Below are 22,244 nucleotides of genomic sequence, written 5' to 3' on the forward strand. Positions count from 1 at the left end.
GGATTTACTCCTGGGCTTCCAGGTAGCGCTGGGCGTCCAGGGCCGCCATGCAGCCGGTGCCGGCGCTGGTGATGGCCTGGCGGTAGATATGGTCCTGCACGTCGCCGGCGGCAAACACGCCCGGCACGCTGGTGGCGGTGAACATGCCGTCGGTGCCGGCGCGGGTCTTGATGTAGCCGTTGTGCATCTCCAGCTGGCCCTCGAAGATGCCGGTGTTGGGCTTGTGCCCGATGGCCACGAACAGGCCGTGCACCTTGACTTCGCTGACGGTGCCGTCCACGGTCGATTGCAGTTTCAGGCCGGTGACGCCGCTGTCGTCGCCGGTCACTTCCTGCAGGGTGTGGTTGTACTTGATCTCGACCTTGCCTTCGGCGACCTTGGCGTTCAGGCGGTCGATCAGGATGGCCTCGGCGCGGAACTTGTCGCGGCGGTGTATCAGGGTCACCTTGTTGGCGATGTTGGACAGGTACAGCGCTTCCTCGACAGCCGTGTTGCCGCCGCCGATGACCGCCACTTCCTGGTTGCGGTAAAAGAAACCGTCGCAGGTGGCGCAGGCCGACACGCCCTTGCCCATGAAGGCTTGCTCGGACGGCAGGCCCAGGTACTGGGCCGAGGCGCCGGTGGCGATGATCAGGGTGTCGCAGGTGTACTCATGGCTATCGCCGATCAGGCGTATCGGTTTTTCGTTCAGCTTGGTGGTGTGGATGTGGTCGAACACGATCTCGGTCTTGAAGCGCTCCGCGTGCTGCAGGAAGCGCTGCATCAGGTCCGGGCCTTGCACGCCCATGGGGTCGGCGGGCCAGTTTTCCACGTCGGTGGTGGTCATCAGCTGGCCGCCTTGCTCGACGCCGGTCACCAGCATGGGGTTGAGGTTGGCGCGCGCGGCGTAGATGGCGGCGCTGTAGCCGGCCGGGCCGGAGCCAAGTATCAGGACACGGGCGTGTTTGGTAGTGGTCATGGAGGGCTTCTTCTGAAAAGTGTCGATATCACCAATGTGGGGGCGTCGGCATGGCCGGCAAGGGCACAAGGCTGCAAGCGGCCATTGCAATAACGCAAGCAATGCAGGATTATAGTCCAAGCCGCGCACGGGCATGAATCGTGGGACCGGTTGGCGGCGTATGCCTTAGAATACCGGTACTTCGATATGTCAAGGTCGATAACATTGCCTCACCCTTCAGCCGTATCTATTTATGAGCAGTAAAAAAGCGCAGGAACGCGCGCCGCGCGCGGCGGCCAACACTTATCACCGCGATGGCCGCGCCACCGAGCGGCAACCCCTGCCCAACCGCCTGGTGCGCCTGCTGTCGGAAGCGCGCTGGTTCGCCCTGGCCGCGCTGGGCCTGTATTTCGTCCTGATCCTGGTCAGCTTCTCCAAGGCCGACCCCGGCTGGTCGCACGCCAATGTGGTGCCCAAGGTACACAACCTGGGTGGCCGGGCCGGCGCCTGGCTGTCCGACCTGCTGCTGTATATTTTCGGCTTTTCGGCCTGGTGGCTGTGCTTCGGCATGCTGCGCATCGTCTGGCAGGGCTACCGCCGCCTGACCCAGAAATTCCTCATGACCCGCGAGCCGGAACCCGAGCATCACCATGAGGGTCTGATACGCCTGGTCGGTTTCCTGTTCATGTTCACCGGCAGCATGGGCCTGGAATACCTGCGCATGTACACCCTGCATGCCGAGCTGCCGCGCGCGCCGGGCGGGGTGCTGGGCCAGCTGATCGGCCATTCCTCCCATGTGGCGTTCGGCTTCACCGGCGCCACGCTCTTGCTGCTGCTGCTGTTCGGGCTGGGCTTCAGCCTGTTCTTCCAGGTGTCGTGGCTGGCGCTGGCCGAGCGCATCGGCGCCGCCATCGAGACCGGCATAGACTGGTTCATCCTGCGCTACCAGTACCGCGAAGACAGGCGCCAGGGCGAGGTGGCGGCCGTCAAGCGCGAGGAAGTGGTGGTCACCGAGCGCGCCAAGCATATCGAGAAGCATGTGGCGGCGGCGCCGGTCAAGATCGAGCCGCAGGTGGTCACCGTGGTCAAGTCCGAGCGCGTCGAGAAAGAGCGCCAGGCCGTGCTGTTCCAGGACCTGGGCGGCGACAGCCAGCTGCCGGCCCTGTCCCTGCTGGACGAGCCGCCGCCGGTGCAGGAAACCGTGCCTGTCGAAACGCTGGAATTCACTTCGCGCCTGATCGAGAAGAAACTGTCCGACTTCGGCGTCGAGGCCAAGGTGATGGCGGCCTATCCCGGCCCGGTGGTCACGCGCTACGAAATCGAGCCGGCCACCGGCGTCAAGGGTTCGCAGATCGTCGGACTGGCGCGCGACCTGGCCCGTTCGCTGTCGTTGACCTCGATCCGGGTGGTCGAGACCATCCCCGGCAAGAACTACATGGCGCTGGAGCTGCCCAATCCCAAGCGCCAGATCGTGCGCCTGAGCGAAATCCTCGGCTCCAAGGTCTACAACGACAACCAGTCGCCGCTGACCGTGGCGCTGGGCAAGGACATTGCCGGCAAGGCCGTGGTGGCCGACCTGGCCAAGATGCCGCACTTGCTGGTGGCCGGCACCACCGGCTCGGGCAAGTCGGTGGGCATCAACGCCACCATTTTGTCGCTGCTGTACAAGGCCGATCCGGCCGACGTGCGCATGATACTGATCGACCCCAAGATGCTGGAGATGTCGGTGTACGAGGGCATTCCGCACTTGCTGGCGCCGGTGGTGACCGACATGCGCCAGGCCGGCCACGCCCTGAACTGGGCCGTGAACGAGATGGAGCGGCGCTACAAGCTGATGTCCAAGCTGGGCGTGCGCAACCTGGCCGGCTACAACGCCAAGATCGCCGAGGCCACCAGGAAGGAAGAACACATCCCGAATCCGTTCAGCCTGACGCCGGACTCGCCGGAACCGCTGGAAAAGCTGCCCACCATCGTCATCATCATCGACGAGCTGGCCGACCTGATGATGGTGGTCGGCAAAAAGGTGGAGGAACTGATCGCCCGTATCGCCCAGAAGGCGCGCGCCGCCGGCCTGCACCTGATCCTGGCCACGCAGCGGCCGTCCGTGGACGTGATTACCGGCCTGATCAAGGCCAACATCCCGACCCGTATCGCCTTCCAGGTCTCGTCCAAGATAGACTCGCGCACCATCCTCGACCAGATGGGCGCGGAAACCCTGCTGGGCATGGGCGACATGCTGTACATGCCGCCCGGGACCGGCCTGCCGGTGCGGGTGCACGGCGCCTTTGTCTCGGATGACGAGGTGCACCGGGTGGTCAACCACTTGAAATCGACCGGGGAACCGAACTACATCGAGGGCATCCTGGAAGGCGGCACACTTGAAGGCGAGGGCGGCGCGGACGGCGCTCCGGCCGGGGAAGGCGGCGGCGAGGCCGACCCCATGTACGACCAGGCGGTGCAGGTGGTGCTCAAGCACCGCCGCGCCTCGATATCACTGGTGCAGCGTCATTTGCGCATCGGCTACAACCGTGCGGCGCGTTTGCTGGAGCAAATGGAAAATAGCGGTGTGGTCTCGGCCATGCAGTCTAACGGCAACCGGGATATCCTGACGCCGGGCGCCAGCGCCGAGTGAGCCGCCGGCCATACAGCCTCGGCATAGGCTCCTGCCTGCCCTGGAGGGCCGTCACTCCCGCGCAGGCGGGAGTCCCATGCCGAGCGGGCAGATACGCGAACTTAACAAGGACAACCAGTATGTATCGTTTTAAAGCCATCATCGCCATCGCCGCCTGTCTGGCCGCCAGCGCCGTACAGGCCGGCGCCCTGGAACAGTTCAAGGATTTCGTCGGCAGCACCAAGGCCGCCAAGGGCGAATTCACCCAGCGCCAGGTCAAGTCCGGCGCCAACGCCAAGCCCGGCGTCACGTCCAGCGGCAACTTCACCTTTGCCCGCCCCGGCAAGTTCATCTGGAACTACGTGAAACCCTATGAACAGGTGCTGCAGGCCGACGGCGATCAGCTGTATATCTACGACAAGGACTTGAACCAGGTGACGGTCAAGAAGCTGGGCGACGCCCTGGGTTCCTCGCCGGCCGCCATCCTGTTCGGCAGCAACGACCTGGACAAGAACTTCACCCTGTCCGAAGCCGGCAGCAAGGATGGCCTGGAATGGCTGAAAGCCGTGCCCAAGGCCAAGGACAGCAGCTTCGAGCAAATCACCATCGGCCTGCGCAACGGCCTGCCCGAAGCCATGGAGCTGAAGGATACCTTCGGCCAGCTGTCGGTGCTGTCGTTCAAGAACATCCAGAAGAACCCGGCCCTGAACGCCGCCAGTTTCAAATTCGTCATGCCCAAGGGCGCCGACGTCTTCAACAATTAAGCAATCATCGGGCTTTAGCGCGCCGCGCCGGTCCCGGGCGGCATGACACCATGGCAGACTTATTTTCAACTGATCCGCGCCAGCCGCTGGCCGAGGCCCTGCGTCCCAAGACCCTGGACGAGGTGATAGGCCAAAGCCATCTGCTGGGGCCGGGCCGGCCGCTGCGCCTGGCCTTCGAGTCGGGGCAGCCGCATTCCATGATCTTGTGGGGGCCGCCCGGGGTCGGCAAGACCACGCTGGCGCGCCTGACCGCGCGCGCCTTCGATTGCGAGTTCATCGCATTGTCCGCCGTGTTTTCGGGCGTGAAGGATATCCGCGCCGCCATGGAGCAGGCCGAGCACAACCTGCAGCAGGGCAAGCACACGATCTTGTTCGTGGACGAGATCCACCGCTTCAACAAGTCGCAGCAGGATGCCTTGCTGCCGTATGCGGAATCCGGCCTGGTGACCCTGATTGGCGCCACCACCGAGAATCCCTCGTTCGAGGTCAATTCCGCGCTGCTGTCGCGGGCCCAGGTCTATGTGCTGCAATCGCTCAACGAGGACGAGCTGCGCCAGCTGGTGGCCAAGGCCCGCGACAAGGCGCTGTCGCACCTGGAATTCGACCAGGCCGCCATCGATACGCTGGTGGGCTATGCCGACGGCGATGCGCGCCGCCTGCTCAATTTGCTGGAGCAGACCAGCACCGCCGCCAACGCGGCCCGCACGGCCCACGTCACGCCGGAATTCATCCAGAACGCGCTGACGCTGAATGCGCGCCGCTTCGACAAGGGCGGCGACAATTTCTACGACCAGATCTCGGCCCTGCACAAGTCGGTGCGCGGCTCGCATCCGGACGCGGCCCTGTACTGGTTGTGCCGCATGCTGGACGGCGGCGCCGACGCGCGCTATTTGTCGCGCCGCATCGTGCGCATGGCCTGGGAAGACATCGGCCTGGCCGATCCGCGCGCCATCCAGCTGGCCAACGACGCCGCCGCCACCTTCGAGCGCCTCGGTTCGCCGGAAGGCGAGCTGGCCCTGGGCCAGGCCGTGGTCTACCTGGCGGTGGCGGCCAAGTCCAACGCCGGCTACAACGCCTACAACCAGGCCATGGCTTTCGTGAAGAAGGATAAGTCGCGCGAGGTGCCGGTGCATCTGCGCAACGCGCCGACCAAGCTGATGAAGGAGCTCGGCTATGGCCACGAGTACCGCTACGCCCACGACGAGCCGAATGCCTACGCGGCCGGCGAAACCTATCTGCCGGACGGCATGCGCGAGCCGGGCTGGTACCAGCCGGTGCCGCGCGGCCTGGAAATCAAGATCGCCGAGAAGCTGGCCACCCTGCGCCAGTGGGATGAGGAAGCGGGGAAGAAATAAGCCGGCATGGATCAGCGCCTCAGCCATTTCATCCTCGACCTGTACCGCGATGCCCAGGCAGCGCCGGTGCCGGAGTTCGCCGATGCCATGATGCGCGGCATGCGCGAGAGGGTGGCCTTCGATTCCGGCGGCCTGCTGCTGCTGCACGTGAACGAGCAGGGGCGTACCGTGATGACCGGACACAGCGTCTTTAACGTGGTCCCGGACAAGGCCGCCATCCGCGCCGAACTGATGGGGGCAGAGAGCTTTACCGTCGATGGTGGCTTCTCTACCCGCGACCCGCTGCTGCGCCAGGCCATGGCCGGGCCGGGCCGCGCGCACGCCCTGTCCAGCCTGGCGGTCGACGACGACGGTGTGCGCGAGTACGCGCGCCGCACCCAGTCGCTCAACGCGTTTGCCTTCATCACCCGCCAATCCGGCAAGAGCATTTCCAGTTTCTCGCTGTGGCGGGCCAGGGCGCGGGATGTCTTCACTGCCGCCGACCTGGCCATGGCCGACCTGCTGGTGCCGCACGCGCTGCAGGCTATCTCCATCAACCGCAAGCTGGCGGCCAGCCCGCTGACGGCTGGCGCTTCCCAGGCCGGCTTCATCGTGGCCGAGCCCAACGGCTGGATACACCACCTGGACGACAGCGCCATCCTGCTGCTGCGGCGCGAATATCCGGACTGGCTGTCGCACCAGCTGCCGCCCGAGATCCTGGCCGGCCTGGCGGCGGACAGCGGGCAGCGCTATGTGGGCCGCCACGTCATCCTGGCCCTGCGGCGCCAGGGCGGGCTGTTGATGATAGGCGTGCAGGGCAGGGAGCCGGGCCGCAAGCTGACGGCGGCCGAGCTGCGCGTGGTGGAGAAAATCGTCGAATTCGGCACTTACAAGGAAGCGGCGCGCCAGCTGGGCGTCTCGCCCGCCACGGTGCGCAACCAGCTGCACGCTATCTACCAGAAGCTGGGAGTGAACAGCAAGAGCTCCCTGCTCAAGGCCCTCGAACCATAGGATATGCGCATAGGACATCTGTTCTATGGAGCCTTCGTTGCCGGAATGGTTTAATCCTTTCATAACGTTTATGAAAGGAATTATTTTATGCAGGAGATTACGGGCATCCTGGGCATGCTGGGCAGCGGCGTCGTGATACGCAACGCCATCGGCAAGTCCTTCGTCAAGTTCGACACCATCGAGATCGGCGGCAGGGTGCTGCAGAAGATGACCACGGCCCGCAGCCTGGAGGACTTCATGACCCGCGGCCTGGGCAGCGAGGTGACCCTGTACCTGGCTGGCAAGTCCATTGTCGGCGTGCGGCTGGGCGACGGCAAGCTGTATTACTGGTCGCGCAGCAAGACCACTGTGATCATGGTCGGCCTCTTGGCGCTGGGCGTCGGCGCCATGCTGTTTGGCGGGCTGCAGGGCGGCGTGGCCGGCATGCTGGCCCTGCTGGCGTTCTGGGCTTACCTGTACGCCTTGTTCCGCAACGAATTCCAGCACATCCTGCAGGTCCAGCCCAAGCTGGCGGCCCAGGGTGGCATTCCCCTGAAAAGCTGAACGGAGTCCCACCATGAAAACCCTGCTGAGCGCGGCCGCACTGTGCCTGGCCATGGGCGCCGCCCACGCCCAATCGCCACGCGTGACCAATGCCGACATCCTGGGCATCGGCTTCCAGACCAGCCCCGAGCAAGCCATCGCCTTGCTCAAGAAGCAGTATCCCAAGATGAAGGTGAGCACCACCAAGCGCGAGGTGTCGGCTGGCAATCTGCATATCTATTACGACGCCATGTACGAGATCGTGCTGGAGCAAAACCCCGACGGCGCCGTCATCACCGGCGATTACCTGCACCTGAACTACCTGCCGGACGGCAGCCTGGCCGGCGCCAGCCGCACCATCGTGTTCAGGAAGCGCAAGCAGTTCATGAACGATATCGTCAAGTCGCTGACGCAAAAATACGGCGACCCCGTGTTCCAGGCGCCGGGCACCAATACGGAAACGGCCGAGGTGCTGTGGTCGGACCGCATGCAGCCCGGGCTGATGCTGATCGGCACCCAGTACCAGCAGGCCGGCGGCGTGTACACCACCAATCCCGGCATCACCCCCTATCCGCAATGCCGGGGCGAGATGCTGCGCTATACCGACGAGCTGTTCAAGCCGGCCGAGCTGACCCGCTCGCCCAACCATCAGCCCATGTGGAAAAGCTGCGGCACCGTGGTCAACCTGCTGATCTACTCCGACGGCTACCAGCTGTATGCGGACCGCATCGAAATGCGCATCGCCAACGTCAGCGGCATGCCCGAGGTGGCGGCCAGGATGGGAGAGCTGATTGCCAAGAACCCGGCCCACCAGAAGATGATCACGGCTGGCAGCGAACCCGAGCGGCCGATCAATGCGCCCAAGTTCTGAAGAATGATGCAGAATAGGCAGACATCTATCCACAGCCAGGAGAGGCAAGATGAATGTCGCCAACCTAGTCACCATGGCCAACCAGATCGGGGCCTTCTACGAGACCTTCCCGGACCGCGAGCAAGCCTCGGTGGAGGCGGCCCAGCACCTGAAGCGCTATTGGGCGCCCATCATGCGCAATGAGTTGTATGCCTACATCGACCACGAGGGCGGCAGCGACCTGTCGCCCTTCGTGCGGGCCTCGATCGCGGCGCACCGCGCCGAGCAGGCCGCGCCGCCGCCGCCGGGCGGCGATGCCGGCTGAGCTGGCCTACCGGACTGACTGTTGTTAAGATAGGAACTTTGCGGGGTTCGTGGCCCCGCTAGTCTACAGCAGGGGAGTGGCATGCAGCAGATCGTCCAGGTCGGCGAGATCGACGTCTACATCGAAGGCGAGGGCGCCGAAACCATCGTCATGGTGCACGGCTGGCCGGATACGCACCGGCTGTGGGACGCCCAGGTCGAGGAACTCAAGCACCGCTACCGCTGCGTGCGTTTCACCCTGCCCGGATTCGACATCACCAAGAAGCGCCGCTCCTACTCGCTGGACGCCACCATGCGCGTGTTCCTGCACGTGGTCAAGCAGGTCAGCCCCAACGGCAAGGTGATCCTGATGCTGCACGACTGGGGCTGCATTTTCGGCTACGAGTTCTACATGCGCCAGAAGGCGCTGGTGTCGTGCATCATCGCGGTGGACGTGGGCGACGCCACTTCCAAGGCCGTGCAGCGTTCGCGCAGCCTGTCGCAGAGCATCAAGTACAACGGCTACCAGAGCTTCCTGGCGCTGGCCTGGAGCATGGGCGGCCCGGTGGGCGACATGATGACCAAATGGATGGCCGGCGCTGCCAAGGCCCCTGCCAAGCGGCGCTACATCCACTCGGGCATGAACTATCCGTATTACATCGCCACGGCTGGCGCGGCCGGCTCCTACCACGGCCTGCTGGCTTTCGTGCCGCAGTGCCCGGTGCTATTCATCTACGGCAGGCGCAAGCCCTTCATGTTCCATTCCGAGCCCTGGGCCGAAACCCTGGCGACCCGGCCCGGGTGCAAGGTGATCGCCTTCGACACCGACCACTGGCCCATGGTGCGCCAGCCGGACAAGTTCAACCAGGCCGTGCTGGACTGGCTGGACGCCCCGGCGGAGGCCGACGCGGGCGATGGCGACGGCGCGGCGGCGGCCTGAGCCCCCATGATGCGGCGCCGCCCGGTTCCGCCCGGCTTGCCCGGTCCGCTGACTGGCTGGCGCCTATCCGCCGTGCTGGTCTGCATGCCCGGCTGGATGCGCGCCTGCATGGCGGCCGGCATGGCCATGTTGCTGGCGGCGCTACCGGTGCAGGCCCAGGATGACGGGCTGGAGCGTGTGCTGCAAAGCTGGGACCGGGATGAGCATCCGGACCTGCGCGCCGTGGTCATCCTGCGCTCAGGCCGCCTGGCGGCCGAACGTTATTACAACGGCGAGACAGCCGATACCCTGCACGACATCCGCTCGGCCGGCAAGAGCATCACGGCGCTGCTGGCCGGCGCCGCCATCGATCGCGGCCTGGTCGCCGGCGTGGACGACACTGTGCAGCGCTATTGGCCGCAGTCGCAGGGCAGCGCCGTGGGTGGCGTCGTGCTGGCCGATTTGCTCACCATGCGCTCCGGCCTGGCTGCCTTTGACGAAGATCCCAAGTCGCCGGGCAATGAAGATTTCCTCGACGAGGCGGCCGATCCGCTGGCCTACACCCTGACCATCCCGCGCGAGACGGCGCCGGGCACACGCTACCGCTACAACTCCCTGGCCAGCTACCTCACCGGTATCGTGATCGAGCAGGCCAGCGGCCAGGACCTGGAAGCCTTTGCGCGGGAAGCCCTGTTCGCACCGCTGGACATACAGCGCTGGCATTGGGGACGCGACGTGGCCGGCCATCCCAAGGGGCAGGGCAACCTCTCGCTGGCGGCGCGCGACCTGGCGCGCATCGGGCAGATGGTGCTGGATGGCGGCGTGTACCAAGGCCGGCGCGTCATCAGCGCCGCCTGGCTGCGGGCCGCACTGGCGCCGCGCGTGGCCATCGCCGACGTGGACCGCTATGCCGACGGCTACGGCTATTTCTGGTATTTCAAGACGCATGAGATCGATGGCCGCAAGGTGGAGGTTTCCTTCGCCTCCGGAAATGGGGGCAACAAGCTGTATGTGATCCCGTCGCGCCGGCTGGTGGTGGCGGTCACCTCCAGCGCCTATGGCAAGGGCTATGGCCAGCGCCGCTCGGAAGCCATCCTGAAGGCGGTGCTGGCGGCCGAGCTGCGGCGATGAAGCGGCGGCGCGGGGCTCAGCCCTGGCGGCAGTGGCGGATGGTGGCGCTGCCGCTGCCCACCGCCTCGACCAGGGTCAGGCCATTGTTGGGCACTTCGAAGCTCTGGCCGGCGCGCAGCATGATGTCGGTGCGCAAGCCATAGGCCGTGATCCACGCCGTGCCCGACAGACACTCGATACGCCGCCCCGCCGCGCGCTCCAGCCGCACAACGAACTGGGCGGCCTGATCAGCAGCCGCGTGTTCGCGCCCGGCGACCGGCTGCCCTCCATCCGCCACCTGGCGCAGCAGAAGCGGCTGTCGGTCAGCACCGTGCTGCAGGCCCTGCGCCTGATGGAAGACCGGGGCCTGGTCGACGCCCGGCCCCAGGCCGGCTACTACGTGCGCCACCGCGCCCGTACCGCCACTGTGGCCGACGAACACGGCCCGCTCAGGGAAGCGGCCTATGTCGGCATCAACAACCTGCTGATGCGGGTGCTGAAGGCCAACGAGACGCCCGGCGTCATGCAGCTGGGCTCGGCCTGGCCGCCGGACGAACTGCTGCCCGTCAAGCGCATGCAGAAAACCGTGGCCGCCACCGCGCGCCGCGATCCCGGCTTGCTGACCCGGGTCAGCTGCTACGAGACCAATGTACCGGAATTCGTGCGCCAGATCGGCCGCCGCGCCCTGGATTGGGGCCAGATCGATCCTGCCGAAGTGGTGGTGACGGGTTCCTGCACCGAAGCCATCAGCCTGCGCCTGCGCGCCGTGGCCAGGCCGGGCGATACCATCGCGATCGAATCAGCCACTTATTTCGTGCTGCTGCAGCTGATCGAAAGCCTGGACATGAAGGCGCTGAAAATCCCCACCCATCCGCAGTCGGGGCCATCGATCGACGCCCTGGAACTGGCCCTGAACGCCGGCCTGGCGCAAGCCATCCTGCTGGTGCCGAACGCGAACAACCCGCTCGGCTGCGTGATGCCGGAAGCGAACAAGCAGCGCCTGGCGCGGCTGGTGGCGCGCCATGGCGTGCCGCTGATCGAGGACGATGTGTATGGCGACCTGTGCTTCGCGGCCCAGCGTCCGTGGCCGCTCAAGGCTTACGACAGCAGCGGCCATGTCATGCTGTGCTCGTCCTTTTACAAGGCGGTCAGCCCTGCCGCGCGGGTAGGCTACGTGGTGGCCGGGCGCTACGCCCAGGAGGCGGCAGTGCTCAAGATGGTGTCCAGCGGCGCCACCAGCCACTTCTTCCAGGCCGTGCTGGCCGATTTCCTGCAGGGCAGCGCCTACGAGAACCAGGTGCGCAAGATGCGGCGCGCGCTGGCGCAGCGCATCGGCCGCATGTCGGACGCCATCTGCGCCCAGCTTTTGGCGCCGTTTTTTTGCATTCCAGGCCCGCTTTCCTGCACTCCGTCGCATCCTGATGGCGACCCATACGCCCTTTAGGTACAGTACAACCATACCGCAACGCCCGATCAACCAGATACCTCAAGGAGCTGAAAATGAACATCACCAAACACATGGAAGCCATCTTTGTCGCCGCCGCCGTGCTGGCCACCGCTTCGGCCTTTGCCACCGCCCACGAACCTGCGATCCAGGTCGCCGCCCGCGCCCCGGTGCTGGCCGCCCAGGCCGACAGCAAGATGCCCGTGGTCGTGGTCAGCGCCAAGCGCCTGTCCGCCGCCGAGAAAGCCGCCCTGATCTGAGCCGTCGCGTCACATTGCTGCACCCGTGAAAACTGAGGAGTAAGCGGCTGCGTCTTGGTACAATTGACGTTTTCGTTATAAACGGCTTTTGTTTCCCATGATAGATATCCAACTTCTCCGTAAAGACATCGCCACCGTCGCCGCGCGCCTGGCGACCCGCAAGTTCCAGCTGGACGTGGACGGTTTCAACGCCCTGGAAGCGGAACGCAAAGCGATCCAGACGCGCACCGAGGAATTGCAGGGCAAGCGCAATACGCTGTCCAAGCAGATCGGCATGCTGAAGGGCAAAGGAGAGGACACCTCGGCCGTGATGGCGGAAGTGGCCGGACTGGGCGACGAGCTCAAGGCCAACGAAGTGGCGCTGGCCGCCGTGCAGGCCAAGCTGGCCGAGTTCATGCAGAGCATCCCCAACCTGCCGCATGAATCGGTCCCGGTGGGCAACGACGAGAGCGGCAACGTGGAAGTGCGCAAGGTCGGCGCCCCGCGCAGCTTCGATTTCGAGATCAAGGACCATGTCGACGTGGGCGGTCCGCTGGGGCTGGACTTCGACACCGCGACCAAGCTGACCGGCTCGCGCTTCTCGGTCATGAAAGGCGGCATCGCACGCCTGCACCGCGCCATCGCGCAGTTCATGCTGAACACCCATACCGACGAGCACGGCTACACCGAATGCTACACCCCCTACATGGTCAACGCCGACTCGCTGTACGGCACCGGCCAGCTGCCCAAGTTCGAGGCCGACTTGTTCTCGGTGAAGAAGGGCGGCGCCGAAGGCGAAGGCGAGACCTTCTACCTGATCCCGACCTCGGAAGTCTCGCTGACCAACATCGTGCGCGACGAGATCGTGGCGGCCGAGACCCTGCCCCTGAAAATGACGGCCCATACCCCGTGCTTCCGCTCGGAAGCGGGCAGCTACGGCCGCGACACGCGCGGCATGATACGCCAGCACCAGTTCGACAAGGTCGAGATGGTGCAGGTGGTGCATCCCGACACTTCCTACGCCGCGCTGGACCAGATGGTGGGCCACGCCGAGACCATTTTGCAGCGCCTGGGCCTGCCGTACCGCGTGATGTCGCTGTGCACCGGCGACATGGGCTTCGGCGCCACCAAGACCTATGACCTGGAAGTATGGCTGCCGGCGCAGAACACCTACCGCGAGATTTCCTCGCTGTCGAACTGCGAAGCGTTCCAGGCGCGCCGCATGCAGGCGCGTTTCCGCAACGCCCAAGGCAAGCCCGAACTGCTGCACACCCTGAACGGTTCCGGCCTGGCCGTGGGCCGCACCCTGGTGGCGGTGCTGGAGAACTACCAGCAGGCCGATGGCAGCGTCGAGATTCCGGAAGTGCTGCGTCCCTACATGGGCGGGCAGACCCATTTGAAGCCGGTGTAAATTGTCCTTCCATTTTCGGGATGGCCTGCTATAATCTTGCCTTCTCGCAGCAGCAGGTGGGAAAACGGAGAGGTGGCAGAGTGGTCGAATGTACTTGACTCGAAATCAAGCGATGGGGCAACCCATCCGTGGGTTCGAATCCCACCCTCTCCGCCACATTACGTTGTTGCGGAAAAAGTAGTAAATGCGTCACCAGGAGAGGTGGCAGAGTGGTCGAATGTACTTGACTCGAAATCAAGCGATGGGGCAACCCATCCGTGGGTTCGAATCCCACCCTCTCCGCCAGGACATCGTCCAGTAAGCTTGACGGACATCAGAAAAACCGCTGTTCCCATTCTGGGCAGCGGTTTTTTTGTTTTGATACGTGCGTCAACGTGCGCCGTGTTCCAGCGATGTCGGGGGTAGTGCTTGCTGCCTGTGGTGTGAACGAACTTGCGCCGCCAGGGCGGTTACAAGCCGGACTGGCGGGTGCTGTACCGGCCGGCTCCGGATCGCGGTCGGACCGATCCCCATGCTTACGCTGACATGCTTCACACTCAGCCCCTGCTCGGTGACCATGCGCGCCACTTCCAGGATGCCCTGGGTCTGATTTATATGACTACAAGAAATTTGAAGATGAAAGTTGATTATAATTATGATATCGTGGCGAACCAAGTCCACGAGCTTGGTACATCAACTTGACGGGGATCCAATGAAAATTAAAAAGCTAGTCGCAGCATTGCTAATGGCTGCGGCATCATTCCAGGCGGCGGCGGGCACGGTTACCTTCGACGAGTTGAGCCCCAAGCAGAACGGGGAAGTCATATCGGCCAGCTACGCCGGCCTGATATGGGAGAATTTCGCCGCCGTGACGGCAGCCGACTTTGCGGGCAGCGGCTACGAAGCCGGTCTCGTCAGCGGCTCGAATGTCGGCGTCAACTGGGGAGCGCAGCCTGCTTCGTTCTCCAGTGCAACTGCCTTCACGCTCGATTCCTTTTATGTCGCCCGGGCTTGGTACGATGGCGTCACGCATGTAAGCGGCTACAACGGATCGACCTTGCTGTATTCGGCAGACATCTATTCGACCACGGCGGCAGCCACCTTGGCCACCTTCAATTGGACAAATGTGACCAGGATAGTCATTTCGGACGGGACTGGAAACAGCCAATCCGTTATCGACAACATCTCGATCAGTGCCGTCCCCGAGCCGGATACCTATGCCATGTTGCTCGCTGGCCTGGGCCTGGCTGGCGCCATTGCAAGGCGCCGGCGCGGTTAAACACCTGGCCGTCTGCCAACGCTGGCCCCCGCCCTAAGCGGGGAGGTGTTCAGCACTGACAGGCGCGCTGGCGGCCGCTGGCGCTGGCGTGGAGATTTCACGACATTTTCTTAAAAGATAATTCCGCAGCTCGTACAGGCATAGCTGCACAGTATATAATCGTGACGTTCTGACAAGGCTTCCAAGCCAACCGGTATTGCCCCACGATGGTGCAGGGTGGCGCCGCCTTGGTCGAGGCCAACGCACAGTGTCGCTCGGCACCCAGCTCCCGACGCGCGCGTTTTTCCCCCGCCATATTGATTGGTACTGCCATGCGCCGTCGTCCTCAACGCGTCTTCTCCCGTCTGATGCTGGTATGCCTGGTCGCCGTCAGCGCGGCCGCCCATGGGCCGCTGGCGGCCGCCGACAGCTCCGCGGCTGGCGGCAGCCGTTCCCGGCTGCAGGATGCCGAAACCCTGAAGACGCTGACCGATGAGGGGCGACTGCTCTACCAGCGTGACCGGGTCAAGCTGGAAGGATTCCAGTACTGCGGCCAGTCGGTCGCGCTGGCCGAGCGCGGCGAGTTCCGGCTCAGCATCCAGGCGGCGGCCAAGGCCATCGTCATAGGCTTGCAGCAGGGCGACCACAGCCTGGTGGCCTCCGCCAAACGCGACCTGGCCATCTCCTACAGCTATGCGGGCGACCTGGAGCATGCGGAACAGTATGCGCGCGATGCCATCGCCAGCGGCGGCGAGCATCAGCCCGCCATTGCCGGCCCCGCCTTGAAGACCCTGGGCGATGTCGCCGCCCGCCGTGGCCAGTACGACACGGCCATCGCCTTTTATCAGCAAGCGGACACGGCCGCCAGCGACAAGTTTCGTCCGCTGGTGAAAATTTCCCTTGCGAATGCCTATTTGAAACATGGGCAGCTGGCCCAGGCGCGCGCCCTGTACCAGCAGCTCGGCCAGCCGGAGCCGGCGCTGGCGATGGCGTACAAGCGCAGCCTGGGAAATTTGAACCTGGCCGAAGGCAATTATCCGGAGGCGCTGCGTGCATTTGCCGACGTGGTGCGCAGCGCCAGCGGATCGGACGCCGCTTACCACCGCCTGTGGGGGCAGGAAGGCATGGGCCGCACACTGGCCTTGATGAACGACGCGCCCGGCGCGCGCCAGGCGTATATGGACGCGGTGCGCACGTCGGAAACCATCCGTGAGCGCTTTCGCAGCGAAGAGTTCAAGTCCGGTCTGTTCGGCGACGTCCAGCAGATTTTCGACCGCGCCATCGCGCTGTCCATGGGCGCCGGCGACGCCGATGGGGCGTTCGCCCTGAGTGAACAAAGCCGCTCGCGCGCGCTGCTCGACCTGGTGCGAGACCGCGCCGCCGTCAAGCGCAGCGGCGTCGGCGGCGACAGCGGCCGGGTCACTCCCGCCACCGTGCGCGCCGCCCTGCGCGAGGGCGAGGCGATCGTCGAATTTCATACCCTGGACGACCAGCTCATCGCCTGGGTGGTGCGGCCCTCTGGCATGCAGGGCTATCGCATCGGCCGGTCGCGCAAGGAACTGGCGGCCGATATCGCGGCGTTCCGCCAGGCCATCCTGGAGCGCAAGCCGGCCGCGCGCGAGCTGGGCCGCCGCCTGTATACGCTGCTGCTGGCGCCGCTCGACATCGCGGCCGGCGAGCAGTTGCTGATCGTGCCGCACGACGCCCTGCACTACATGCCGTTCCAGGCCCTGCATGACGGCGCCTCCTACCTGATCGAGCGGCATGCCCTGGCCTTTGCGCCATCGGCCGGGGTGGCGGTGCAGCTGGCACGGCGCAGCGTGGACCAGGAGGCGCCGTTGGTGGCGTTCGGCAATCCCGGCACCGATGCCCGCCTGGCCTTGCCCGGCGCCGAGCGTGAAGTGGAGCAGATCGGCGCCCTGTTTACCGGTTCCCAAGTGTTCATCCAGTCTGCCGCCACCAAGTCCCGCTTCCGCGCCAGCGTGGCCCAGGCCGGTATCCTGCACGTTGCCGCACATGCCGAGGTCGATCTGGTCGACCCGCTGCAGTCGCGCATCCTGTTCGCCCCGGAAGGCGCCGACCCGGGCTTTCTGGAAGCCCGTGAAATCTATGGCATCAACATGGGCAATGTGTCCCTGATCACCCTGAGCGCCTGCGAGAGCGGCCTGGGGCGGGTGGCGCGCGGCGACGAAATCCTCGGTTTCACGCGCTCCTTCCTCAGCGCCGGCGCGGCCGGCCTGCTGGTGTCGCTGTGGCCGGTGGAGGACAACTCCACCGAGCTGCTGATGACCACCCTGTACCGCAGCCTGGCGCAGGGGCAACCGTCGGCGGCGGCCATGCAGCGCGCCCAGCTGGCCGTGCTGGGCAACGCGAAATACCGCGATCCGTATTTCTGGGCCGCGTTCGACCTGGTGGGCGATTGGCGCATGCGCCTGCGCAGCCGCGCTTCGATCTGACCCCGCCGGCCGACGCCGCGGGATGACTGCTTTACCCTGTTCATGAAGGCTGTCAAGATGAAAAATCTGCTGCGTCCCCTGTGCGCGCAAGCCGGCCTGCTGCTGGTGTGCGGCCAGGCCGCCCAGGCCCAGGTGCTTGACGCCGGCCGCGCGCTGCGCGAGTCCGAGGCGGCGGCCCGCCAGCCCGCTGTCCCGGGTCCGGACCCGGCGCTGGCCATGCCGGCCGCCAGCGCCGCATCCCAGGCTGCCCGGACTGCCACGCCGGCGGCTGCCCAGCCCACTTTCACCTTGACCGCCATCGCCTTCCGGGGCAACACCGTGTTTGCCGACGCCGTCCTGCAGCAGCTGGTGGCGGACAAGCTGGGTCAACGGGTCAGCTTCGCCGAACTGGCCGGCCTGGCCGAGCGCGTCTCGGCGCATTACCGCGCGGCCGGCTACCTGTTCTCCGAGGCCTTCGTCCCGGCCCAGGAAATCGAGGGCGGCAAGGTCGAGATATCGGTGCTGGAAGGGCGCCTGGCCCGGGTCCGCATCGAGCACATCGATGATGCGCCGGTGGCCGAGTCGCGCATCGCGGCCATCGCCGCACAGCTGCCCACGGACCGCCCGCTGACCCAGCAGGAACTGGAACGGGTTATGCTGATCCTGTCCGATACCCCCGGCATGGCCACCCAGGCGGCGCTGGAGGCGGGCGACGCACCCGGCACCTTCGACCTGGTGATCGAAGTGAAGCCAGCGCCGCGCAGCACCATTACCGCCGACCTCGACAACCAGGGCACGGCCAGCACTGGCCGCTACCGCGCCGGCTTGCTGGCCCGCTACAACAGTCCGTTGGGCATAGGCGACAATCTCGACCTGCGCCTGCTCAATTCCTTAGGCAAGGGCCTGCTGTTCGGCCGCCTGGCGTATGAGCTGCCGCTGGGGCCGGGCGGGTTGCGGGCCAGCGCCGCCCTGGGCCGTATCCAGTATCAGCTGGGCGCCGATTTCGACGCCCTCGACGCGCACGGCAGTGCGGACGTGCTGGAACTGGCGGCCACTTATCCGCTGCTGCGCTCGCGCATGCAGAACCTGTTCGGCAAGCTGAGCCTGGAGTACAAGCGCCTGGACGACCACATCGACGCGGTGGGCACGGCATCCACCAAGTATCTGGCCAACCTCGACCTGGGCATGGTGTATGAGCGGCGTGACCAGTATTGGGGCGGCGGCTACGTCAGCGGCGGATTCGACCTGTACCGGGGCCACCTGGACATCCGTTCGCCCCAGGAGCGCGCGCTCGACCAGGGCCCGGCCGGCCGCCATACCAATGGCAGCTATGTGCGGTTGACCTACCAGGCGTCGCGCCTGCAATACGTGAGCCGCGCGCTGAGCGCCTACCTGGCCGTGGCCGGGCAATGGGCTAACCGCAATCTCGACAGTGCGGACAAGATCGCTACCGGCGGCGCCCGTGCGGTCAGGGCGTTTTCGTCTTCGGGCGGCATCGGCGACCATTCGACGCTGCTCAATGCCGAACTGCGCTGGAGCGTGTCGGGCAGCACCACTTTCAGCGCTTTCTATGACATCGGCCGGGTACGCGTCAATCACGCCCCGGCCGCAGGCGAGGCCAACCGGCTTACCCTGGGGGGGCCGGGGCTGGGCCTGTTCAGGGTGGTCGCCACCGGCGTCACGCTGCGCGCCAGCGTGGCCTGGCCGACGCTGCAGTCCGGTACGCCGGAGAGCGGCCGCGAACACGGGGCGCGCGTGTTCGGGCAACTGGTCAAGGCGTTTTAAAACAGCGATGGGATGGCGCGCCCGGGCGCGCTGCAAGGCCAACAGGAAACCGATATGAACCACGATTTTTTTGCCAAGTCCGTCCGCCGCCTTCCTGCCCGGCGCCTGCGCAAGCCCTTGGCCACCGCCGTGGCGCTGGCCCTGGCGGCGCCGCCGGCCGTGCTGGCGCCAGGTGCCTTTCCGGTGCTGGCCGCCGGCGGCGCCAGCACCGGCACCCAGATCGCGCAGACCGGCGGGACCAATCCCACCCTGGTGATTACGCAAAGCACGCAGACCGGTATCAACAACTGGACCAGCTTTTCCATCGGCAGCGCCGCATCGGTGCAAATCAACCAGCCGCAGGCCAGCAGCGTGAGCCTGAACCGGGTCGCCGCGGGCAGTGGCGCCAACGCCGCGCCCAGCGAAATCTTCGGCACGCTCAGCTCGAATGGCAAGGTATTCCTGGTCAATCCCAACGGTGTGCTGTTTGGCGCCGGCGCCTCGGTCAACGTCGGCAGCCTGGTCGCATCCACCCTGGCAATCGACGACGCCGAATTCAACAGGGCCGCCAACGGGGACGGTATTTTCCACTTCAGTAAGGGTGCCAGCACGGCGGCCATCAGCAATGCGGGTAGCCTGACGGCCACCGGAACGGCAAACGGCGGCGGCACCATCGCCCTGCTGGGGGCGACGGTGAGCAACACGGGCACCGTCACCGCACGCCTGGGTACGGTGGCGCTGGCGGCCGGCAACGGCGTCTCGCTGGACTTCAGCGGCGACGGCCTGACCCGCGTGGTGGTGGACGCCGCCACCTTCGCGACCCTGGTCAGCAACGGCGGCGCCGTACTGGCCGATGGCGGACAGGTGATCATGAGCGCGCGCTCGGCCGCCGGCGTGGGCGCCGCGCTGGTGCAAAGCGGGACACTGCGGGCCCGCTCGCTGGTCGAGCGCAACGGCAAGCTGGTACTGGACGCCGGCGCCGGCGTGGTCACGGCCGGCGGCGCCTTGGACGCTTCCGGCACTGGCGCCGGGCTGCAGGGCGGCGCGGTCTCGCTCAGCGCAGGACAGGTCAGCCTGGACAAGACCTCCAGCATCGACGTGCGCGGCGACGCCGGCGGCGGGACGGTGGCGGCTGCCGCCGCCACCATCGCCATGGACGCCATGGCCGCGATCAAGGCCGATGCCAGCGGCAGCGGCAATGGCGGCCAAGTGACGCTGTCGGCCACTGGCGCCGGCAGTTTCCTGGGCAGCGTCAGCGCCCGGGGTGGGGCGCTGGGCGGCGACGGCGGCGGCGTCACCACCTCGGCCAGCCAGTTCGACCTGTCCGGCTGGCGCGCGGATGCTGCATCGGCCCATGGCGCGGCGGGCGGCTGGACGCTGCAGGGCGCGGGCGCATCCAGCGTCGGCACCGCCATGGCCGCAGCCATAGGCCGGGTGCTGGACCAGGCCACCAGCGTGCAGGTGAACGCCCTGGCCGAAGGGCAGGGCATCACCGTGGGCGCCAGCATCGCCAAGACCGGGGCCGGCGCCGCCACGCTCTCGTTCAACGCGGCGCGCGATATCGTGGTCGATGAGCGGGTGGCCATCGGCGCCACTGGCGGAACCCTGGGGGTCAACCTGAACGCCCATGCGCTGCCGGATGCGGCAGGCACCGGCAGCGGCGCCATCGTGATGAAATCCGGCTCATCCATCCTGACCAATGGCGGCGACATTGCCCTGTATGGCGGCAGCGACAAGGTCAAGGGCTATGCCGTGGGTGACGCCGAGCACCTGGACGGCGTGCGCCTGACCGGCGCCCTGCTCGACACCCGGGCCGGCCAAAGCGACGCCGGCGCCGGTGGCAGCGTCCTGATCCACGGCATCGGCGCGCGCAGTTTTTATGCCCGTCCCGGCGCCGGCCATGGCGTGGCCCTGGCCGACAGCAGCATCCGCAGCGCCAGCGGCGCCATCGACCTGGTTGGCTATGGCGGTATCGGCATGTATGCGGCCAGCCAGTCTCCCCGGGGCGGCACCGGTATCGACATCGTGCTGGCCACGGCCGGCACCGGCCTGTCCAGCAGCTCTGGCGCCATTACGCTGCTGGGATATGGCGGCGGCGTGCTGGCCGGCGCCGGCATAGACGGCGGCTATGGCAGCCATCTCCAGTTGGGGGCAGGCACCAGCCTCAGTTCGGGCAGCGGCGCGGTGTCGGTGACCGGCTACGCCACCGGGGCCGGCGCCGACGGCAGCGGCGGCTATGGCACCGCCATCGGCGGCGTGGTGACCGCCGGCGGAACCCTGTCCATCGTCGGCGTGGGCGACAAGGCCGCGCCGGCCGGGGTGCTGCTGAACGGCGCCAACCTGTCCACCAGCGGCGGCGCCAGCTTGCGCATCGCGGGACGCGGCACCACCGGCGCCGGGGTCGAGATGCATGGCACTGCCATCGCGACCGTTGCCGGTGCGCTGGGGCAGGGCGATGCATATCTCGCCGGGGAGTCGGCGGTCTCCGGCGCCGGCCTGCTGTTCGACCGCGTGGCGATAGGTGGCGGCGCGATGCAGGGCAAGGTGGCGCTGAGCGCACTCAACCACAGTACCCGGGGCGCGGCGATGATCACCGTTGCGGCCGGCCAGTCGACCTCGATCCAGACCGGTGGCGTGATCAATTTCCGTCCGGGCGGTGTGAGCAGTACCGGCGCCGGCACCGAAGCGCTGGCCGTGCCCATCACGGTCGGCGCCAGCGGCGGCGGATTCCAGGTCGCGCTGTCCGACTTCGGCATCGGCCGCGCGGCGGCGGCGCGGGTGGTCATCGGCAGCAGTGAACACAGCGGCGCAATCACCTATGCCGGCCAGGGCAGCCTGAACGGCGACCTGACCTTGCAAAACGACGGCGCCGGCAGTGGTGGCATCGTGATCAGCTCGCCCTTGCAGGCCAGCGGCCTGGTGACCCTGTCCTCGGGCGGCAAGGTGGCCAGCGACGCCGCCATCACGGCAGCCGGTTTGCTGCTGCACGGCTCGCAGCCGGCCTCGGCCTTCCAGCTGACCAGCGCCGACAACGCGGTCGCCACCCTGGCCGCCGTGTTCGACGTGGCGGCGGCCAACGACGGCAGCGTCAACCTGGTCAATCGCGGCGCGCTGACGATAGGCGCGCTGTCTGGCCAGGGCTACAGCACGGTCCGGCCAGGTGCGGCCAACATCACCGCCACCAACAGCGTGGTGGCCGGCGACATCCTGGTGCGCAGTAGCGGGGCGCTGACGCTGGCGCAGAACCTGTCCAGCAGCGCCGGCAACATCACGCTGGTGACCGGCGCCACCTTCAGCAACGCCAGCGGCAGCAGCCTGGGGGGGGGGGGGGGGGGGGGGGGGGGGGGGGGGGG

At 66.4% G+C, this 22,244-nt stretch carries 18 protein-coding genes and 2 tRNA genes; 18 read left to right on the plus strand and 2 right to left on the minus strand.

The annotated features are described in order from the left end of the window. Positions 1-4 precede the first annotated feature (4 nt). Positions 5-958: a thioredoxin-disulfide reductase gene (gene trxB, locus ACLB1G_RS21070; RefSeq protein ID WP_491629196.1), complete on the minus strand. Its 954-nt coding sequence runs from the start codon at positions 956-958 to the stop codon at positions 5-7. A gap of 232 nt (positions 959-1,190) precedes the next feature. Between trxB and ACLB1G_RS21075 the strand changes: the two genes are divergently transcribed. From ACLB1G_RS21075 to ACLB1G_RS21115, 9 genes are all read left to right on the plus strand, one after another. After that, positions 1,191-3,569, plus strand: a complete 2,379-nt coding sequence (locus ACLB1G_RS21075; RefSeq protein ID WP_491629197.1) for a DNA translocase FtsK — start codon at positions 1,191-1,193, stop codon at positions 3,567-3,569. 119 nt (positions 3,570-3,688) lie between these two features. Continuing rightward, positions 3,689-4,312, plus strand: a complete 624-nt coding sequence (gene lolA / locus ACLB1G_RS21080; protein ID WP_491629198.1) for an outer membrane lipoprotein chaperone LolA — start codon at positions 3,689-3,691, stop codon at positions 4,310-4,312. 50 nt (positions 4,313-4,362) lie between these two features. Next, a complete protein-coding gene (locus ACLB1G_RS21085; protein WP_491629199.1) occupies positions 4,363-5,667 on the plus strand; it encodes a replication-associated recombination protein A in 1,305 nt (434 codons plus the stop codon). A gap of 6 nt (positions 5,668-5,673) precedes the next feature. Then, on the plus strand, positions 5,674-6,657 hold the full coding sequence (locus tag ACLB1G_RS21090; RefSeq protein ID WP_491629200.1) for a helix-turn-helix transcriptional regulator: 984 nt from the start codon (positions 5,674-5,676) through the stop codon (positions 6,655-6,657). Positions 6,658-6,744: 87 nt separating this feature from the next. Further along, positions 6,745-7,200, plus strand: coding sequence for a hypothetical protein (locus ACLB1G_RS21095; RefSeq protein ID WP_491629201.1), 456 nt, complete (start codon positions 6,745-6,747; stop codon positions 7,198-7,200). A 13-nt stretch (positions 7,201-7,213) separates the two neighbouring features. After that, a complete protein-coding gene (locus ACLB1G_RS21100; protein ID WP_491629202.1) occupies positions 7,214-8,050 on the plus strand; it encodes a hypothetical protein in 837 nt (278 codons plus the stop codon). Positions 8,051-8,099: 49 nt separating this feature from the next. Next, positions 8,100-8,354 carry a formate dehydrogenase subunit delta gene (locus tag ACLB1G_RS21105; RefSeq protein ID WP_491629203.1) on the plus strand — a complete coding sequence of 85 codons (255 nt, stop codon included), beginning with the start codon at positions 8,100-8,102 and terminating at the stop codon, positions 8,352-8,354. A gap of 81 nt (positions 8,355-8,435) precedes the next feature. Further along, the gene (locus tag ACLB1G_RS21110; RefSeq protein WP_491629204.1) at positions 8,436-9,272 is read left to right on the plus strand and encodes an alpha/beta fold hydrolase; all 837 of its coding nucleotides are present in this window, start codon (positions 8,436-8,438) and stop codon (positions 9,270-9,272) included. A gap of 6 nt (positions 9,273-9,278) precedes the next feature. After that, positions 9,279-10,382: a serine hydrolase domain-containing protein gene (locus ACLB1G_RS21115; RefSeq protein ID WP_491629205.1), complete on the plus strand. Its 1,104-nt coding sequence runs from the start codon at positions 9,279-9,281 to the stop codon at positions 10,380-10,382. Positions 10,383-10,398: 16 nt separating this feature from the next. On the opposite strand, the gene ACLB1G_RS21120 is transcribed toward ACLB1G_RS21115, so the two are convergent. Beyond that, positions 10,399-10,590 carry a DUF2917 domain-containing protein gene (locus ACLB1G_RS21120; protein ID WP_491629220.1) on the minus strand — a complete coding sequence of 64 codons (192 nt, stop codon included), beginning with the start codon at positions 10,588-10,590 and terminating at the stop codon, positions 10,399-10,401. An 18-nt stretch (positions 10,591-10,608) separates the two neighbouring features. Between ACLB1G_RS21120 and ACLB1G_RS21125 the strand changes: the two genes are divergently transcribed. The 9 genes from ACLB1G_RS21125 to ACLB1G_RS21165 all read left to right on the plus strand — a co-directional run. Further along, entirely contained in the window at positions 10,609-11,805 is a 1,197-nt protein-coding gene (locus ACLB1G_RS21125) for an aminotransferase-like domain-containing protein (RefSeq protein WP_491629221.1), read from the plus strand. Between the two features lie 56 nt (positions 11,806-11,861). After that, a complete protein-coding gene (locus ACLB1G_RS21130; protein ID WP_491629206.1) occupies positions 11,862-12,065 on the plus strand; it encodes a hypothetical protein in 204 nt (67 codons plus the stop codon). A 97-nt stretch (positions 12,066-12,162) separates the two neighbouring features. Next, complete coding sequence (gene serS / locus ACLB1G_RS21135) at positions 12,163-13,455, plus strand: serine--tRNA ligase (RefSeq protein ID WP_491629207.1); 1,293 nt, start codon at positions 12,163-12,165, stop codon at positions 13,453-13,455. Between the two features lie 66 nt (positions 13,456-13,521). Continuing rightward, positions 13,522-13,611, plus strand: a tRNA-Ser gene (locus ACLB1G_RS21140). 39 nt (positions 13,612-13,650) lie between these two features. Next, a tRNA-Ser gene (locus ACLB1G_RS21145) sits at positions 13,651-13,740 on the plus strand. A gap of 406 nt (positions 13,741-14,146) precedes the next feature. Beyond that, positions 14,147-14,713 (plus strand): PEP-CTERM sorting domain-containing protein, encoded by a 567-nt coding sequence (locus tag ACLB1G_RS21150; RefSeq protein ID WP_491629208.1) that lies wholly within the window; start codon positions 14,147-14,149, stop codon positions 14,711-14,713. Between the two features lie 311 nt (positions 14,714-15,024). Then, positions 15,025-17,148, plus strand: coding sequence for a CHAT domain-containing protein (locus ACLB1G_RS21155; protein ID WP_491629209.1), 2,124 nt, complete (start codon positions 15,025-15,027; stop codon positions 17,146-17,148). A gap of 57 nt (positions 17,149-17,205) precedes the next feature. Next, positions 17,206-18,912 carry a ShlB/FhaC/HecB family hemolysin secretion/activation protein gene (locus ACLB1G_RS21160; RefSeq protein ID WP_491629210.1) on the plus strand — a complete coding sequence of 569 codons (1,707 nt, stop codon included), beginning with the start codon at positions 17,206-17,208 and terminating at the stop codon, positions 18,910-18,912. 54 nt (positions 18,913-18,966) lie between these two features. Then, positions 18,967-22,244: beta strand repeat-containing protein (locus ACLB1G_RS21165; RefSeq protein WP_491629211.1), on the plus strand; the 3,278-nt coding region annotated here is incomplete at its 3' end.

It is taken from the genome of Duganella kummerowiae (genome assembly GCF_053572355.1).

Excerpts from the sequence above, each read along its gene's own strand:
- ACLB1G_RS21160 (WP_491629210.1), top strand. The coding sequence starts at position 17,206 with ATGAAAAATCTGCTGCGTCCCCTGTGCGCGCAAGCCGGCCTGCTGCTG.
- ACLB1G_RS21155 (WP_491629209.1), top strand. The coding sequence starts at position 15,025 with ATGCGCCGTCGTCCTCAACGCGTCTTCTCCCGTCTGATGCTGGTATGC.
- ACLB1G_RS21110 (WP_491629204.1), top strand. The coding sequence starts at position 8,436 with ATGCAGCAGATCGTCCAGGTCGGCGAGATCGACGTCTACATCGAAGGC.
- ACLB1G_RS21095 (WP_491629201.1), top strand. The coding sequence starts at position 6,745 with ATGCAGGAGATTACGGGCATCCTGGGCATGCTGGGCAGCGGCGTCGTG.
- ACLB1G_RS21100 (WP_491629202.1), top strand. The coding sequence starts at position 7,214 with ATGAAAACCCTGCTGAGCGCGGCCGCACTGTGCCTGGCCATGGGCGCC.
- ACLB1G_RS21150 (WP_491629208.1), top strand. The coding sequence starts at position 14,147 with ATGAAAATTAAAAAGCTAGTCGCAGCATTGCTAATGGCTGCGGCATCA.
- ACLB1G_RS21115 (WP_491629205.1), top strand. The coding sequence starts at position 9,279 with ATGATGCGGCGCCGCCCGGTTCCGCCCGGCTTGCCCGGTCCGCTGACT.
- serS (WP_491629207.1), top strand. The coding sequence starts at position 12,163 with ATGATAGATATCCAACTTCTCCGTAAAGACATCGCCACCGTCGCCGCG.
- ACLB1G_RS21075 (WP_491629197.1), top strand. The coding sequence starts at position 1,191 with ATGAGCAGTAAAAAAGCGCAGGAACGCGCGCCGCGCGCGGCGGCCAAC.
- ACLB1G_RS21105 (WP_491629203.1), top strand. The coding sequence starts at position 8,100 with ATGAATGTCGCCAACCTAGTCACCATGGCCAACCAGATCGGGGCCTTC.
- ACLB1G_RS21090 (WP_491629200.1), top strand. The coding sequence starts at position 5,674 with ATGGATCAGCGCCTCAGCCATTTCATCCTCGACCTGTACCGCGATGCC.
- ACLB1G_RS21085 (WP_491629199.1), top strand. The coding sequence starts at position 4,363 with ATGGCAGACTTATTTTCAACTGATCCGCGCCAGCCGCTGGCCGAGGCC.
- lolA (WP_491629198.1), top strand. The coding sequence starts at position 3,689 with ATGTATCGTTTTAAAGCCATCATCGCCATCGCCGCCTGTCTGGCCGCC.
- ACLB1G_RS21130 (WP_491629206.1), top strand. The coding sequence starts at position 11,862 with ATGAACATCACCAAACACATGGAAGCCATCTTTGTCGCCGCCGCCGTG.
- trxB (WP_491629196.1), bottom strand. The coding sequence starts at position 958 with ATGACCACTACCAAACACGCCCGTGTCCTGATACTTGGCTCCGGCCCG.